At 73.1% G+C, this 18791-nt stretch carries 1 pseudogene; it reads right to left on the reverse strand.

From position 1 onward, the window contains the following. Positions 1 to 32: 32 nt before the first annotated feature. Positions 33 to 18767: pseudogene (locus tag QSK18_RS17715) on the reverse strand (type I polyketide synthase); the annotation flags it as partial. Positions 18768 to 18791: the final 24 nt, after the last annotated feature.

The following is an 18791-nucleotide window of genomic DNA, read 5'->3' on the forward strand; positions in this document are numbered from 1 at the left end:
TCAGGTCTCCCTCAGGAACTGCGGCGACCGGGTCATTGGCCATCGAGGGGTGAGACCCCGAGTTCCCGGTCGATGAAGTCGAACACCTCGTCGGCGTCCGCGGTCTCGAGGCGCTGCGCCGCGTCCTGGGCCACGTCGCCCGTCTGGCCGGTGCCGATCCAGCTCGAGAGCAGAGTCTGCAGCCGCACGGTGACGTCCGCCCGAATTGCACTGTCCTGCGGGATGTCCGACAGACGGGCTTCCAGGGCGTCCAGGTCGGTGAACACCGGCGGGGCGGTGTTCACCTCGGGCAGCAGGCTGCCGCGCAGGTGCGCGGCGAGGTCGGCGGAGGTCGGGTAGTCGAAGACCACGGTGGCGGCCAGGCGCTGCCCGGTGGCCGCGATCAGGCGGTTGCGCAGCTCCACGGCGGTCAGGGAGTCGAAGCCCAGGTCTTTGAACGCCCTCGAGGCACCGACCGGCTCGATCGAGGCGTAGCCCAGCACCGCGGCCGCCTCGGTGCGGACCAGGGTGGTCAGGATACGGTCCTGCTCGGCCCGCGGGCGGCCCTCGAGGCGGGCGGTCAGGTCATGGACCACGCCGGTGGTCTCGGGCACGTCTTCGGTGGCCAGGGCGGTGCGCACCTCGGGCAGACCGAGCAGCAGCGGGCTGGGGCGGCGCAGGGTGAACACCCCGGCGAACCGGTCCCAGTCGACGTCCGCGACGGTCAGCAGGGCATCGCCCGCGTCCAGGGCGTCGGCCAGGACCGTCATGGCCCGGTCGCCGTCCAGGTAGCGCAGACCCCTTGAGCGGAAGGCGGTCTCGGCCTCGCCCAGCGCCGCCATGCCTGCGCCGGACCAGGGTCCCCAGGCCAGCGAGATACCCACCAGGCCCCGGGCCCGGCGGTTCTCGACCAGGGCGTCCAGGTAGGCGTTGGCCGCGGCGTAGCCGGGCTGGTGCCCGCTGCCCCAGGTGGCCGAGATCGACGAGAAGACCACGAACGCGCTCAGCCGCAGCGAGGCGGTGAGCTGGTCCAGCCACAGGGCGCCATCGGCCTTGGCCGAGGTGACCTTACGCAGGCCCTCGGCGTCCACGGCCTCGACCGCCACCGCCTCGGGAGTGCCGGCCACATGGAACACGGAGTCCACCGGCGCGTCGTGGTCGGCGATCCAGCCCAGCAGCCCGGCGACGTGGTCGCGCTCGCCGATGTCCCCGGCCAGCACGCTCACCTCAGTCCCACTGCGGGCCAGCTCGGCCGCCAGCTCACCGACACCGGCCGCCAGCGCACCCGAGCGGCTGGTCAGCACCAGGTGCTCGGCGCCGCGCTCGGCCGCCCAGCGGGCCACCCGGGCGCCCAGCGCCCCACTGCCACCGGTCACCAGGACCGGGCCACGCGGCGTCCATTGTTCGTCCAAGGCGACCGGACGCGAAGGTGCCGCATGCACGAGCCGGCGAGCCAGGACGTCCCCACGCAGGGCCACCTGGTCCTCGTGACCGGGCTCGCTCTGGGCCAGCACCGCACCGAGAGCAGCCATCGAGGTGTCGTCGAGCGAGGCCGGCAGGTCGACCAGACCGCCCCAGCGCTCGGGGTGTTCGAGCGCGGCCACTCGGCCGAAGCCCCAGATCGCCGCCTGGGCAGGGTCCGGGGCGTCCGCGATGTCCGTTCCGAGCGAGACCGCGCCCTGGGTGAGCACCCACAGCGGGGCCTCGACGGCCAGATCGCCGAGCGCCTGCACCAGTTCGACGGTGCGCAGCAGACCCGCGTCGGACCCGGCCGGAGGCAGCCAGAGCACACCCGACAGCGCATCGCCGCCGTCGCTGCTCTGGGCGGCCAACGCATTGGCCACCTTCCCGGCGATGGTGCGCCGGTCGTCCTCCGAGGTCACCGCGACACCGAACACTTCGGCGCCACCCCCACGCAAGACCCGATCAACCGCGCCGGTCACCTCACCGGACGTGCCCGCATCCGCCCCCGACCCACTGTCCGAGGCCGTCACAACCAGCCAGGTGCCCGCCAAAGCCGCAGGTACGGCGGTGTTCAGCGCCGGCACCGGCTCCCAGTCGACCCGGTAGCGCAGGCCGGCGGTGGCCGACTGCGCGCTGCGGCGCGAGCGCCAGGAGTTCAGGATCGGCAGCACCGCGTCCAACTGCGCCTGGTCCTGCAGGCCCAGCGCGTCTGCGTCGCCGTCCTCGACCGCCTTCCAGAATGCGGAGTCCTCGGTGGCGGGCTCGGTGGCGGGCTCGGTGGCGGGCTCGACCCAGAACCGCTCGTGCTGGAAGGCGTAGGTGGGCAGGTCCACGGTGCGTCCGGCCGGGAGCACCCGCGCCCAGTCCACGTCGGCGCCGTGCGTGTGGATGCGGGCCAGCGCCGTCAGCACACCCTCCGAAGCGCTGAGCTGCTCACGACGCACCGGAACGAACACCGCATCCGTGTCTTCGGCCAGCACGCCCGAGCCCATTCCGGACAAGGTCCCGTCCGGTCCGATCTCGACGAACACCCTCACCCCGGCGGCCCGCATGGTGCGCACCGCGTCGGCGAACCGCACCGCTTCCCGGGCCTGCTGCGGCCAGTAGGCGGGTGACGGGTCGGTGACGACCTCACCGGTGAGCGCCCCCACCCAGGTCGCGGTCGGCGAGGAGTGCTCGAGGAGCTCGGCGGTGCGGCCCAGCTCGGCCAGCACCGGCTCCATCCGCGCCGAGTGGAACGCGTGGCTGACCCGCAGCCGCCGCACCCGCCGGCCGCGCTCGCGCCACCCCTCCACCAGGGCGTCCACGGCGTCCTGGTCACCAGAGACAACAATGGACGTCGGTCCGTTCACCGCTGCGATCGAGGTCCCCTCCACGAGGGTCCCCAGTACCTCCGCCTCGGTGGCCTCCAGCGCCGCCATGGCCCCGCCGGTGGGCAGCTCCTGCATGAGCCGGCCCCGGGCCGCGACCAGGGCTGCGGCGTCGCTCAGGCTCAGAACGCCCGCCGCACAGGCCGCCGCGATCTCACCGACCGAGTGCCCAGCCACCACGTCCGGCGTGACCCCGGCCGCCTTCAGCACCGCCAGCAGACCGATCTCGACCGCGAACAGCCCGGCCTGGGCGTACACGGTCTGGTCGGCGCGCGGGTCGTCCGCCTCGCCCAGCACCAGCTCCCGCAGCTGCGGCCCGAGCTCGTCCTCCAGCAGTGCCATGACCTCGTCGAACGCCGCCGCGAAAACCGGCGAGGCACTGTACAGCTCGCGTCCCATGCCGCCGCGCTGCGCGCCCTGGCCGGCGAAGAGGAAGCCAACCCGAGGACGTCCGTCAGCCACTCCCCCGATCACCGAGGACGAAGATGCGCCTTCAGTAAGGGCGCTCAGACCGGCGAGGAGTTCGGCGCGGTCGCTGCCGACGACGACGGCCCGGTGCTCGAACGCCGCCCGTCCGGTGGCCAGACTCCAGGCCACGTCCTCGGCCCCGGTCTCCTGGCTCAGGCCCTCGATCAGGCCCTCGATCAGGCGCTGGGCCTGCGCCGCGAGCGCCTGCGGGGTCCGTCCGGAAACCGGCCACACCGCGAGCGGTTCGGCCAGAACCGCGGGCGCGCCCGACTCGTCCTCGATCGGCGCTTCGACCGGCGCGGGAGCCTCTTCGAGGATCAGGTGCGCGTTGGTGCCGCTCATCCCGAACCCGCTGACGCCCGCACGCCGCACTCGCCCACCGGAGGTCCAGGCGACCGGCTCGCTCAGCAGGCGCACGTCCCCGGCGTTCCAGTCGATGTGCGGGGACGGCTCGTCCACGTGCAGGGTGCGCGGCAGTTCCTGGTTCTGCAGGGCCAGCACCATCTTGATCACCGCAGCCGTGCCCGCGGCGGCCTGGGTGTGGCCGATGTTCGACTTCACCGAACCCAGCCACAGCGGCGCGCTCTCGCCGCGATCCTGACCGTAGGTGGCCATCAGAGCGCCGGCCTCGATCGGGTCGCCCAGCGAGGTGCCGGTGCCGTGCGCCTCGACCACGTCCACGTCGCTCGCCTGCAGTCCGGCCGAGTCCAGCGCCGCCCGGATCACCCGCTGCTGCGAGGGACCGTTCGGCGCGGTGAGGCCGTTCGAGGCGCCGTCCTGGTTGACCGCGCTGCCGCGGATCACCGCCAGGATCCGGTGCCCGTTGCGCTGGGCGTCCGAAAGCCGCTCCAGCACCAGCACACCGGCGCCCTCGGCCATGCCCATGCCGTCGGCATCGGCGCCGAACGCCTTGCAGCGCCCGTCCGACGCCTGGCCGAGCTGGGTGTTGAACGAGGTGAACATGACCGGCGTGGCGGCGACGAAGGCGCCACCGGCCAGCGCCAGCCCGCACTCCCCCGAGCGCAGCGCCTGGCTGGCCAGGTGCATCGCCACGAGGGAGGAGGAGCAGGCCGTGTCGACGGAGACCGCGGGGCCTTCGAGCCCGAGCACGTACGACATCCGGCCCGAGAGCACGCTGCTCGACGTACCGGTGAGCAGGTGCCCCTGGTCTCCGCCGCCGTGCCGGTCCAGGCCGTAGCCGGACCAGGAGGCGCCGATGAACACGCCCGTGGCCGATCCGCGCAGGTTGCCCGGGTCGATCCCGGCCCGTTCCAGCGCCTCCCACGAGGTCTCCAGCAGCAGTCGCTGCTGCGGGTCCATGGTCAGGGCCTCGCGCGGGCTGATCCCGAAGAAGCCCGGGTCGAACTCGCCGGCGCCGTAGAGGAAGCCGCCCTTCGGGGCCCGGCCGTCGGGTGAGGCGTCGAGGATGGCGTTCATGTCCCAGCCGCGGTCGGCGGGCAGGTCCGCCACCACGTCCGCGCCATCGGACAGCAGCTTCCAGAACGACTCCGGGGTGTCTGCGCCGCCTGGGAACCGCAGCCCCAGACCGACGATCGCGATCGGCTCGTCGGAGGATGCCCGCGAGCCGGTCTCGCGTGCCGGGGTCTCGTCGCCGAGCAGGCGGGAGCGCAGGAAGGTGCCCAGGGCGGACGGGGTCGGGTAGTCGAAGACCAGAGTCGCCGGGAGCGTGAGCCCGGTGGCCGCGCCCAGCCGGTTGCGCAGGTCGACCGCCGTCAGCGAGTCGAAGCCCAGCTCCTGGAACGCCTTGCCGGCCGGAAGAGCCTCGGCCGAGCTGTGGCCCAGTACGATCGCGGCCTCGGTGCGCACCAGGTCGGTGAGCGTGCGGGCCTGCTCGGCGCGGGTCAGCCCGAACAGGCGGGCGGCCAGGGCGTTGTCCGGTGCCGCGGGGGGTGTCGGCGAGGAGGGCGTCGCGGTGAGCGCAGCCCGCGCCTCGGCCACGCCGGTGATCAGCGGGCTGGGCCGGTGCACGCTGAACACCGATGCGAACCGTTCCCAGTCCACGTCGGCCACGGTGAGCGTGACGTCGCCGTGGTCGAGCGCGGCCGTGAGGGCCTCGATGCCGACCTCCGGATCCATCTCACGCAGGCCCATGCGCTGCAGGAACTCGCCGGAGCGGCCCTCAGCCATGCCCCCGCCGCCCCACAGCCCCCAGGCCACCGACGTACCGGCCAGGCCCCGTGCCCGCCGGCTCTCGACCAGCGCGTCCAACGCCGCGTTGGCGGCTGCGTATCCGGCCAGGTGCGCGCTGCCCCAGACCGCCGCGCCGGAGGAGAAGGTCACGAACGCGTCCAGGTCGTCCCCGGCCAGCTCGTCCAGGTGGGCGCCACCGGACGCCTTGGCCGCCATCGCCGCAGCGAGCGCCTCGATGGTGAGCTCGTTCAGCGGGTCGCCGCCACCCACGCCCGCGGCGTGGAAGACGGAGCTCAGGTGCCCGGCGAAGGAGACCAGCCCGGAAACCTGCTCGCGCCGGGCCACGTCGGCGGCCACCACGTCCACTGTTGTGCCCTGCTGAGCCAGTTCGGCCGCCCGGGTCGCGACGCCGCTGGCCTCGGGCCCGGAGCGGCTCGTGAGCACCACCCGGGTCGCGCCCCGCTCGGCCGCCAGGAGGGCCAGGCGGCCACCGATGGCGCCGGTGCCGCCGGTGATCAGGACCGTGCCGCGCGGCGTCCAGGTGTTGATCTGCTTGCGAGGGCGTCCCGCCCGCGCCAGACGCCGGGCCAGCACGCCCGCGCCCCGGATGGCCAGTTGGTCCTCGGCCCCCGTCTTCGCATCGGACGGCGAGCCCTGGGCAGTTGCCGCGATCGGCCCCTGGGCGAGGAGCCCGACCAGCTTCTCCGCCGCAGCCGGGTCCAGTTCCTGCGGCAGGTCGATCAGACCGCCCCAGCGATCCGGGTGCTCCAGCGCGGCCACGCGGCCCAGGCCCCACACCGGCGCCTGCGCCGGGTTGTGCGGAGCCGAGTCCGCCCCAGCCGCCACGGCACCCGAGGTCAGCACCCACAGCGGTGCATCGAGCCCAAGGTCACCGAGCGCCTGCACGAGCCCGACCGTGGAGGCCAGCCCGGTCGACAGTGCTCCGGCGTCGGACACGGTGAGTTCTTCCAGGGCGAGCAACGACACGACCCCGGCCACCGGGCCACCGGTCAATGCCTCCTGCAACCGGTTCATGATGACGCAGCGCGCAACCTCGGCCGAACTCGGCGCAGCGACAACCGCGCCCTCGACCACCGTCGCTGCTGCGAACGTGCCCACCTGGGGCTCAACCCCGCCGACGGGCACTGCGGCGACCACGACGTCCGCACCGCGATCAGCCAGCGTCCGTGCCACCACCTCGGCCCAGGAGGCACCGGCCGGGCCCACGACCAGCAGCCACTTTTGATCCGGCTCCACCGATCCGGCCGCCCCGCTCGCAGCAACCGGCGTCCAGGTGACCCGGTATCGCAGGTCCGCCCCCGAGTCTCCCGCCGCAGCCACGTCCGAACGCCGAGGCGCCAGGCGTCCCTCCACCCAGAACCGCTCGCGGGCGAAGGGATAGGTGGGCAGCGCGACCGTGCCGCCGGGTGTGAGCACCGAGGCCCAGTCCACCCGCACACCGCGCACGTGCACCTCGGCCAGCGAGGTCAGGAACCGTTGCGCCGTGCCGTCTTCGCGGCGCAGCGTGCCCGCCACCACCGGCTCGGCGAACTCGGCGCCGTCCTCGGCCGCGACCTCGATCTCCCGCTCCACCGTGGCGCTGATCGCGTTGACCAGCACCGGGTGCGGCGACACCTCGATGAACACGTTGTGCCCGGCGTGGTGCAGCGTCTGGATGGCGTGCGAGAACTCGACCGTGGCGCGCAGACTCGCGTACCAGTAGTCCGGCCCGGCGTCCTGCCCGGCCATCAGCCCACCGGTCAGCGACGAGGTGTGCGGGATCTGCCCGGCCTGCGGCGCGATGCCGGCCAGCGCCTCCAGCACGGTTTCGCGCAACGCGTCGACCTGAGGGCCGTGCGAGGCGTAGTCGACCGGAAGCAGCCGACGCCGCACCCCGGCCTTCTCGCACACCTCGGCGATCTCGGTCAGGGCCGACAGGTCGCCCGAGATGACCGTCGCGTCCGGGCCGTTGATCGCGGCGACCGCGACCCGCCCGGCCCACGGCTCGATCCGGCCGGTGATGACCTCCACCGGCTCGGCGATCGACAGCATGCCACCCTGACCGGCGATGGCCCGCAGGGCGCGGCTGCGCCGGGCAATGACCTTGGCGCCGTCCTCCAGGGACAGGATGCCCGCCACCACGGCGGCCGCGATCTCGCCCTGCGAGTGCCCGGCCACGGCGGCCGGTTCCACTCCGGCGGCCTGCCAGGTGGCGGCCAGCGAGACCATCACCGCCCACAGGGCGGGCTGCACCACGTCCACCCGCTGCAGAGCCTCTTCGTCGCCGAGGACCTCATCGAGCGAGCGGCCGTCCCATTCCACGAACGGCGCCAGGGCGGCACCGCACTCGGCCAGGCGGGCGGCGAACACCGGCGATGCTGCGGCCAGTTCGCGGCCCATGCCGACCCACTGCGAGCCCTGGCCGGGGAACACGAACACGGGCGCACCGGCCGAGCCGGAGGCGGCGGTGACCACACCGGCGTCGGACGTTCCTTCGGCGAGGGCGGCCAGTCCGGCGATCAGCTCGTCACGGTCGAGGCCGAGCACGACGGCCCGGTGCTCGAACGACGAGCGGGTGGTGGCCAGCGACCAGGCCACGTCGGCCGGGTCCATTCCGTCGGCGTGCTCGAGCCGGTCGGTGAGCCGGGCGGCCAGGCGCCGCAGGGCTTCCGGTGTGCGCGCGGACACCGGCCAGGCCAGCACCCGGCCCAGCGCCGGAGCCGCCTGGGGCATCTGTGCGACGGCGTCGACCACGTCGACGGCGGGCGGTTCTTCCAGGATGACGTGAGCGTTGGTGCCGCTCATGCCGAACGAGGAGACACCGGCCCGGCGCCGACGGCCCTCGGGCAGCCACGGCTGTTCCTGGGTCAGCAGCTGCACCCGCCCGGCCGACCAGTCCACCTGGTCGGTGGGCCGCTCGACGTGCAGGGTGCGCGGCAGCACCCCCTTCTGCAGGGCCAGGACCATCTTCATCACGCCGGCCACACCGGCCGCCGACTGGGTGTGCCCGATGTTCGACTTCACCGAGCCGAGCCACAACGGACGGGTCTCGTCCCGGTCGCGCCCATAGGTCGCCAGCAGAGCCTGCGCCTCGATCGGGTCGCCCAGCGTGGTGCCGGTACCGTGCGCCTCGACCACGTCCACGTCACTCGTGGAAAGACCGGCCGAGGCCAGCGCGGCCCGGATGACCCGCTGCTGCGAGGGGCCGTTGGGTGCGGTGAGGCCGTTGGACGCGCCGTCCTGGTTGATGGCCGACCCCGCGACCAGGGCGAGCACCGTGTGGCCGTTGCGGCGGGCGTCCGAAAGCCTTTCCAGCACGAGCATGCCCGCACCCTCGGCCCAGCCGGTGCCGTCGGCCGAGGCCGAGAAGGCCTTGCAGCGCCCGTCGGAGGCCAGGCCCTGCTGGCGGGAGAACTCCGAGAACCCGGTGGGCACCGCCATCACGGTCACACCGCCGGCCAGCGCCAGACTGCACTCCTGCGAGCGCAGCGCCTGGGCGGCCAGGTGCAGGGCGACCATCGAGGAGGAGCAGGCCGTGTCCACCGTGACGGCGGGGCCTTCCAGGCCCAGGGTGTAGGAGACCCGGCCGGAGATGACGCTGGCGGCCATGCCGGTGAGCTGGTAGCCCTCCAGCCCGCTGTCCTCGGCGCCCACGCCGTAACCGTTGAAGCCGGACCCGGCGAACACGCCGGTCTCGCTCCCCCGCAGTGAGCGGGGGTCGATCCCGGCCCGCTCCACGGCCTCCCACGAGGTCTGCAGCAGGATGCGCTGCTGCGGGTCCATCGCCAGCGCCTCGCGCGGGTTGATCCCGAAGAACGAGGGGTCGAAGTCGGCCGCGTCATGCACGAAACCACCGGCGCGGGTGACCGAGCTGCCCGGCCGTGAGGGGTCGTCGTCGAAAAGGGTGTCCAGGTCCCAGCCGCGGTCCACCGGGAAGCCGGTCACCGCGTCGGTGCCGCTGGCCAGGAGCTCCCAGAACTGTTCCGGGCTCTCCACCCCGCCGGGGAAACGGCAGGCCATACCGACGATCGCGATCGGGTCGTCGTCGACCGCGGCCGGGCCCCGCGCGATCTGGCCCTGGTCGGCGTCGCCCAGCAGTTCGGCCCGCAGGAAGGCGGCCAGCACGGCCGGGCTCGGGTGGTCGAACACCAGGGTCGCCGGGAGCGTCAGCCCGGTCAGGGCGGTGAGGCGGTTGCGCAGTTCGACCGCGGTCAGGGAGTCGAACCCGATGTCGCTGAACGGGCGCTCGCTGTCCACGGCCGCCGCGCCCGCATGTCCGAGCACCGCCGCGGCCTCGGAACGCACCAGATCGGTGAGGTTCTGCAGCTGCCCGGCCCGGTTCATCCCGGACAGCCGGCGCGTCAGGTCGTTGGCCTGCACGACCGGCACCGACGATTCGGCCGCCCGCAGCAACGCCTGGACTTCCGGCAGTTCCCGCACCAGCGGCATCTGCGCGAGCCCGGCCGTGGCGCCCGCCTTGGCCCAGTCCACGTCCATCACGGTCAGCACGCCCTCGGCGTGGCCGGCGAGCGCGTGGCCGAGCACATCGAGCGCCCGGTCGGGAGCCAGGGCCCGCAGTACGCCCCGCTCGAGGCGCTGCCGCACGGCGTCGTCGGCCTGAGCCATACCGCCTCCGGCCCACGGCCCCCAGGCCAGGGAGGTGCCGGGAAGACCACGGTCGCGGCGGTTCTGGATCAGGGCATCGAGATAGGCGTTGGCCGCGGCGTAGTTGCCCTGCCCGCCACCGCCGAAAGTAGCCGCCGAGGAGGAGAACAGGATGAACGAGTCGAGGTCGACGGTCAGCTCGTCGAGCAGCGCCGCCCCCTGGGCCTTGGCCGCGAGCACGGAGTCGAACCGAGACGGGTCCAGCCGGTCCAGCACGCCGTCGTCAACGATGCCGGCCGTGTGCACGACAGTCTTCAGATGGTCGATGTGCGCCAGCAGACCCACGACGTCTGTGCGCTGCGAGACGTCGGCCTGCAGCACCTCGACAGCGCTGCCCGCCTCGGCCAGTTCGGCCGCCAGCTCGGCGACACCGCCGGCCAGGGCGCCCGTGCGGCTGGTCAGCACCAGGCCCGGGGTACTGTGCGCCGCCAGCCAGCGCGCGACCCGCCGGCCGATCGCGCCGGTGCCGCCGGTGACCAGGGCCGTGCCGGTGCCGCTGTAGCGCGGCGCCCGCTCGGGCACGCCCACGGCCTTGGTCAGGCGGCGGGCCAGGACCTTGTCCGCCCGGATCGCCAGCTGGTCCTCACCGGGGCGGTTGGCCAGAACAGCAATGATTGTGGACGTCGTCGAGTCACCGAGGTCGGTGGGAAGGTCGAGCAGACCGCCCCAACGGTCCGGGTGCTCCAGCGCCGCGACCTGTCCCAGGCCCCAGACCTGAGCCTGGGCGGGCGAGGTGAGCGGGTCGGAGTCGGAGGTGGAGACGGCGCCCTGAGTCAGCACCCACAGCGGAGCAGCGATCTCGGCGTCGCCCAAGCCCTGAAGAAGCAGAAGGGTGCCCGCGACACCGGCCGGAACTGCTTGAGCACCCGGCAGCACCGCATCATCGAGCGCCAGGAACGAGATCACACCCGAAACGGCATCCCCCGAAGCACCACCCCCAACCCCGTCCGCACCGCTCAGACCGTCGCCGAGGGCAGCCCGGACCTGCTCAGCGACACCGGCACGGTCGACCGATCCGGCCGACAGCTCGACGAATGCAGCTTCCCCACCGGCGACAGTGACTGCGCGTGCGAACTTTTCGGCCCGCTCGCGGCCCGCTTCGCCGGTGACGATCAGCCAGGTCCCGTCCAGCGTGGAGGCGGGAGCCACCGGCGCGGAGACCCACGACGTGCGGTACAGCCAGTCGCTGGTGCCCGATCCAGACTCCCCCACCGGGCGCAGCCGCTGCGGTCCACCGGGCCAGAAGTACTGGTGCTGGAACGCATAGGTGGGCAGCGGCACGATCGGCGCGGGCGGAAGCACCGCCGTCCAGTCCACCTCGACCCCGCGCACGTGAGCGCGGGCCAGGGCCGTGGTCACCGACTCGGCGGCCGGCGCCTGGGCGCGCAGCAGCGGCACGAACTCGGCCGAATCGAGCACGCCCGGGCCCATCCCCGACAGCGTCGCGTCGGGACCGATCTCGATGAACACCGAGACGTCCTGCGCCGCCATCGACGTGACCGCATCGGCGAACCGGACGGCCTGACGGGCCTGCGCGGGCCAGTAGCCCGGCTCCGGGTTGGTCACTACGTCACCGGTCAGCGCGCCCACCCAGGTGATGGTCGGCGTGGCGTGCGGCAGGCCGATGGCGACGGCGCTCAGCTCGTCGAGCACCGCCTCCATCCGGGCCGAGTGGAAGGCGTGGCTGACCCGCAGCTTGCGCACCCGACGGCCGCGCTCGCGCCACAACTCGACCAGGGCGTCGACCGCCGCCTCGTCGCCGGAGATGACGACGGAGGAGGGGCCGTTGACGGCAGCGACCGAAACGACGTCGGACAGACGGACCGAGGATCCAGCAGCACGGTCCTGCGACGGGTCGCCGGACAGCCCGGTCGGCAGCTCCTTCGCCAGCTCGGCGAGCATCTCGGCCTCGGTGACCGCGACCGCCGCCATCGCCCCGCCCTCGGGCAGGGCCTCCATCAGCCGCGCCCGCGCACCCACCAGGCGGCAGGCGTCCTCCAGCGTGAGCACCCCGGCCACGTAGGCCGCAGCGATCTCACCCACCGAGTGCCCGGCCACCGCCGCCGGCACGACCCCGGCCGCGGCCAGCACCGCGACCAGCGAGACCTCGACGGCGAACAGCCCGGCCTGGGCGTAACCGGTGCGGTCGGCGCGCGGGTCCGCCCCCTCGCTCAGCACGACCTCGCGGATGGGCAGGCCCACCTCAGGCTCGAGAAGGGCGCAGACCCGGTCGAACACGTCCGCGAACACAGGCGAGGCGGCGTAGAGCTCCCGGCCCATACCGGCCCGCTGCGCGCCCTGACCCGCGAACACGAAGCCCACGCGCGGGGCGGAGGCCGGTACGACACCGGTGATGACGGAAGCGGCGTCCGAAGCCTCACCAACGCCGGTCAGACCCGCCGAACCAGTCGCCGAAGAAGCCCCACCCGCCAGATGGGCAAGGCCCGCCAGCAATTCGTCGGTCCCTGAGCCCAGCACAACCGCGCGGTGTTCGAACGAAGAGCGTGTGGTGGCGAGCGAACGCCCCACCGCCGCCGCGTCACACGCCGGACGCGCGAGCAGGAACTCCGCGAGCCGCGAAGCCTGCGCGGGCAACGCCACCGTGCTGCGCGCCGAGACCGGCCAGACCACGGGGCCACCCACCAACGCCCGGCCGGACTGCTCAGACTGTTCGGCAGCAGCCCCGGCTTCGACCACCATCGAACCGTCTGCAGCGACCAGGGCGCCCGAGCCACCCGGAGCCTCACGGGCGTCCTCAATCGGATCTTCACTGACCGGGAGCGGCGCTTCCTCGATCACCACGTGCGCGTTCGTCCCGCTGATCCCGAAGGCCGAGATTCCGGCGCGGCGCGGCGTCCCCTCGGACGCCAGCCGGGAGGGCCACTCGGCCGGCTCGGACAGCAACTGCAGGCCCGAGCCGTCCCACTCGATGTGCGGGGAGCGCTCGGCCGAGTGCAGGCTCTGCGGCAGACGTTCGTGCTGCAGCGCGAGCACCATCTTCATCACTCCGGCCACACCGGCAGCGGCCTGCGAGTGCCCGAAGTTCGACTTCACCGAGCCCAGCAGCAGCGGCCGCTCATCGGTGCGGTCGGCACCGTAGGTGGCGGCCAGGGCCTGGGCCTCGATCGGGTCGCCCAGCACCGTGCCGGTGCCGTGGGCCTCCACCGCGTCGATGTCGTCAGTGGTCAGCCCGGCGTTGGCCAGGGCGGCGCGGATGACGCGCTGCTGAGAGGGGCCGTTGGGCGCGGTCAGGCCGTTGGAGGCGCCGTCCTGGTTGACGGCGGTACCGCGGATCACCGCGAGGATCGGGTGGCCGTTGCGCTGGGCGTCCGAAAGACGCTCCAGCACGATGAGCCCGGCACCTTCGGCCATGCCCATGCCGTCGGCCGAGGAGGAGAACGACTTGCAGCGCCCGTCCTGGGCCAGGCCGCGCTGCTTGGAGAAGCCGACCAGTTCGGCCGGGGTGGCCATGATCGTCACACCGCCGGCCAGGGCCAGCCGGCATTCGCCCGAGCGCAGCGCGGTCACGGCCAGGTGCATGGCCACCAGCGAGGAGGAGCAGGCGGTGTCGATGGTCAGCGAGGGCCCTTCCAGGCCCAGCAGGTACGAGACCCGGCCGGAGATGACGCTTCCCGCGTTGCCGGTGACCATGTGGCCTTCCAGCCCAGCGGTGCCCTCCGGCGAGGTCTGCAGCCCCATCGCGTAGCCGGAGCTGTAGCCGCCGGCGAACACCCCGGTGGCCGAGCCGCGCAGCGAGAGCGGGTCGATCCCGGCCCGTTCCAGGGCCTCCCAGGAGGTTTCCAGCAGCAGGCGCTGCTGCGGGTCCATCGCCAGCGCCTCGCGCGGGCTGATCCCGAAGAACGCCGGGTCGAACTGCCCGGCTTCCTGGACGAATCCGCCTGCTTGCACATAGGCGGTGCCCGGCTGGTCGGGGTCCGGGTCGAACAGGTTCGCGGTGTCCCAGCCCCGGTTCACCGGGATGCCGGAGATGCCCTCGGAGCCGGAGTCCAGCATCTGCCAGAAACTTTCGGGGCCGTCGATGCCGCCGGGGTAACGCCCGCCCATCCCGACGATCGCGATCGGCTCCAGGTCGACGGCCGACGCGTGCCCGGCCACCGGCTCAACCGCAGCCGCGCCCACATCGCCGATCAGACCCGTCCTCAGGTGACCGGCCAAGACCAACGGCGTGGGGTAGTCGAACAGCAGGCTCGCGGGCAGCCGCAGCCCGGTGGCGCTGCTGAGCTGGTTGCGTAGTTCCACGGCGGTCAAAGAGTCGAAGCCGAGCTCGCTGAAGGCCCGGGCCGCGTCCACGCTCTGCAGCGACGGATAGTTCAGCACCGCAGCCACTTCGGAGCGGATCAGGTCGGTGAGGATGCGCTCCTGCTCGGTCCGCGACAGGCGCAGCAGCTGCTGTGCCAGGGCGCCGTCGGCCTTGACCCCGCTGCTCTCGACCACGACCTCGGGGGCCAGCGCGCGCACCTGGGGCAGGTCGCGCACGAGCGGAACGGTGTGCAGGTCGGACATGCCCGGCACGCCGGACATCTTCGACCAGTCAACGTCCATCACCGTCAGCGCGGTGTCGTCGCCGTCCAGGGCCTCGCCCAGCGCCTTCACGGCGAGGGCCGGGTCCATCAGGACTTCCCAGCTGTTGCGGGCCAGGCGCTGCTTGGTCTTCTCGCTGGACTGGGCCACGCCGCCGCCGGCCCACGGCCCCCAGGCCAGGGATGTGCCGGGAAGGCCACGGTGGCGGCGGTTCTGGGCCAGTGCGTCGAGGTAGGCGTTGGCGGCGGCGTAGTTGCCCTGCCCACCGCCGCCGAAGGTGGCTGCGGCCGAGGAGAACAGGACGAACGCGTCGAGGTCGCCGGTGAGCTCGTCGAGCAGGGCGGCACTGGTGGCCTTGGCGGCGAGCACCTTGGCCAGACGGGGCACGTCGAGTCGATCGAGCGTGCCGTTGTCCACCAACCCGGCGGTGTGCATGACGCTGGACAGCTCGGGGCCGGAGGACGAGATGTGCTCCAGCAGCGCGGTCAGGGCAGCGCGGTCGGACACGTCGGCGGCGATCACCTCGACCGTGCACCCGGCCTCGGCCAGTTCGGCGAGCAGGACCGGGTCGGCCGCGGCCGGGCCGGAGCGGCTGGTGAGCACGATGCGCCGGGCCTGGCGGGTGGTCAGCCAGCGGGCGACGTGCCCGCCGATGGCCCCGGTGCCGCCGGTGATCAGGACCGTTCCCTCGGGCCGCCAGTCGCTCTCGTGCTCGACGTCGGCCGGCACCAGGCGGCGCCCGAACAGGCCCTCGGAGCGGATCGCCACCTCGGTCTCGCCGGTGGTGCCGGACAGCACCGTGGCCAGGCGGGCACTCTGGGCGCCGTCCCACTCGCTCACCGGCAGGTCGATCGAACCGCCCCAGCGGTCGCGGTGTTCCAGGCTCGCCACCCGGCCCAGGGCCCGGGCCTGCGCCTGAACGGGAGAGGTGAGCTCGTCGCCCTCCACCGCGTCCACCGCACCGGAGGTGAGCATCCACAACGGAGCCTCGACGCCCGCGTCACCCAGCCCCTGAATCAAGGCAAGCGTGCCCGCGACCCCGGCCACCACGTCCTCTGCTTCGGAAACCGGTGTTTCGTCGAGGGCCAGGAGCGACAACACGCCGGTCACACCGTTCAGACCCGACACCGCCGCCGCGAGCGCGGCCCGGTCCAGGCCGGCTCCGGCGATCTCCAGCACCTCAGCGCCGTGAGCGCTGAGCATCTGGCGGCAGTGCTGAGCCACATCTGGTTCGTCGCCGGTCACCAGGCCCCAGCGGCCCGAAAGCCGGGCCGGGCCGGAACCGGCCACCGGCATCCATTCGACGCTGTAGCGCCAGGAGGCCGTATCGGTGCGCTCGATCTCGCGCTGCACGGCCTTGGCCGCGGCGGGCTCCAGCCAGTAGCGCTCGGTCTGGAAGGCATAGGTGGGCAGGTCGACCACCGAGCCGGACGGCAGCACCCGCGCCCAGTCGACCTTCACCCCGTGCACGTGCAGATGGGCCAGTCCGGCGAGGAAGCGAGCAGCGCCGGGGTTCTCGCGTTCGAGAGTGCCGGTGACCACCGGCGCGGTGGGCAGCGCCAGTTCCTCGAAGGTCTCACCGATGGGCCCGGCCAGTACCGGCTGGGGCGAGACCTCGACGAAGGTGCGGGCACCGGAGCGGGCGGCCGCGACGACGGCGTCCTGGAAGCGAACGCGCTCGCGCACGTTGGAGTACCAGTAGCCGGCGTCCATGGTGAGCCCGTCGATCCGCTCACCGGTCACCGTGGAGAACAGCGGCACCCGGCCGGCCTGCGGTGTGATCGCGGCCAGCTGCTCGCGCAGCACGGCGGCCAGCGGCTCGACCCGGGCGGAGTGCGCCACGAAGTCGGTCTGCGGGATGCGCCAGCGCAGGATGCGTCGCTTGGACAGGGCCCGCTCGAACTCGTCGAGGGCGTCCAGGTCACCGGAGACCACCGTGGTGGCCGGGCCGTTGACGGCCGCGACCGAGAGCCGCTCAGGCCAGCTCTCCTTGGTAGCCAGCAGTTCCTCGACCGCCGCCACGGGCATCACGACCGAGAGCATCCCGGCCTCGACGGCCAGACCGGACAGGGCCCGGCTGCGAGCCGCGACCACCCGGGCGGCGTCTTCCAGCGACAGGATCCCGGCCACGCACGCGGCCGCGATCTCGCCCTGGCTGTGCCCGACGACGGCGTCCGGGACGATGCCCGAGGCCTCCCAGACCGCGGCCAGCGAGACCATGACGGCCCACAGGGCGGGCTGCACCACGGCGGCCTGCTCGATGCCGGGTGCACCTTCCCGCCCGGCGAGAACGTCTTCCAGGTTCCAGTCGACGTAAGGTGCCAGGGCGGCGGCGCACTCGGCCAGGCGGGCGGCGAAGACGGGCGAGGTGCGGCGCATCTCCTCGCCCATGCCGGCCCATTGCGCGCCCTGGCCGGGGAACACGAACACGGTCTTGCCCGTGGTGGTGACTATGCCGGAGGTGAGGTTGGGGTCGCGGCGGTCTGCGGCCAGCGCCTGCAGACCGGCGATCAGGTCTTCGCGGCTCTCGGCGCGCACCGCCGCCCGGTACTCGAACAGGGAACGGGTGTGCGCCAGCGACCAGGCGACGTCGGCCGGTTCCAGCTCGGGCCGGTCCTGGGTGAAAGCAGCCAGGCGGGTGGCCTGCTCGGCCAGACCCGCTTCGGTACGCCCCGAAACCACCCAAACCGACGGCGCGGAGGACAGCACCGGCAGGACCGGCACCTCCTCCTCGATCTCCTCGGCCGGGGCCGCGCCCTCTTCCGGCTCCTCGGCTGCGGCGGCCTCGGGCTCCGGCGGGTCCGAGAGGATCACGTGGACGTTCGTCCCGCTCATCCCGAACCCGGAAAGGCCCATCCGGCGCGGGCGCTCCCCCGGCTCCCAGGGCCGTTCCTCGGTGAGCAGACGGACGTTGCCCGAGTCCCAGTCGATGTGCGACGAGGGCTGCTCGGAGTGCAGGGTGCGCGGCAGCAGGTTGTTGCGCAGCGCCATCACGATCTTGATCAGCCCGGCCATGCCCGCGGCCTGCTGGGCGTGCCCGATGTTGGCCTTGACCGAGCCCAGCATCAGCGGCCGGTCCTCCGGGCGGTCCTGGCCGTAGGTGGCCAGCAGGGCGTGCGCCTCGATCGGGTCGCCCAGCGAGGTGCCGGTGCCGTGGGCCTCGACCGCGTCGATGTCGGCCGGCGAGAGCTTGGCGTCGGCCAGCGCCGCCCGGATCACCCGCTGCTGCGAGGGGCCGTTCGGCGCGGTGAGCCCGTTGGAGGCGCCGTCCTGGTTCATCGCGCTGCCGCGGATCACCGCGAGCACCTGGTGACCGTTCTTGCGTGCGTCGGACAACCGTTCCAGCACGACCATGCCCGAGCCCTCGGCCACCCCCATGCCGTTGGCGCCCTCGCCGAAGGCCTTGCAGCGCCCGTCCGGGGCCAGGCCGAGCTGGGCGCTGAAGTCGGTGAACATGACCGGCGTGGAGGCCACGAAGACGCCGCCGACCAGGGCCATCGAGCACTCGCCGGCGCGCAGCGCGCGAGCGGCCAGGTGCAGGCAGACCAGGGCCGAGGAGCAGGCGGTGTCGACCGTGACGGCGGGCCCTTCCAGGCCCAGGGTGTAGGCGATACGGCCGGACAAAATGCTGGCAGAAGTACCGGTGACGAGGTGCCCCTCGAGCGCGCCGGAGCCCCAGCCGTAGCCGGAGTGCGAGGCGCCCGCGAACACACCGGTCGACGAACCGCGCAGCGTCAGCGGGTCGATCCCGGCGCGCTCCAGCGCCTCCCAGGCGACCGTCAGCATCAGGCGCTGCTGCGGGTCCATCGCCACGGCCTCACGCGGGCTGATCCCGAAGAAGCCGGGATCGAACTCGGTGGCGCCCTCGATGAAACCGCCCGCCTCGACCTGGGAGTCGCTCAGGTCCCAGCCGCGGTCGTCGGGGAACTGCGAGATCGCGTCCACCCCGCCGGCGATCAGGTCCCAGAACGACTCCGGGCTGGTCACGCCGCCCGGGAAGCGGCAGCCCATCCCGACGATCGCGATCGGTTCCCCGGCCGCGGACTCCATGTCGGCGAGCCGCTGCCGGGTCTCGTGCAGGTTCGCCGTGACCCGCCGCAGGAAATACCGGAGCTTGTCGTCATCACTCACTTGCGGACTCCATTTTTCGCG

This window comes from Kineosporia sp. NBRC 101677, assembly GCF_030269265.1.
In the GTDB taxonomy this organism is placed as follows: Bacteria; Actinomycetota; Actinomycetes; order Actinomycetales; family Kineosporiaceae; genus Kineosporia; species Kineosporia rhizophila.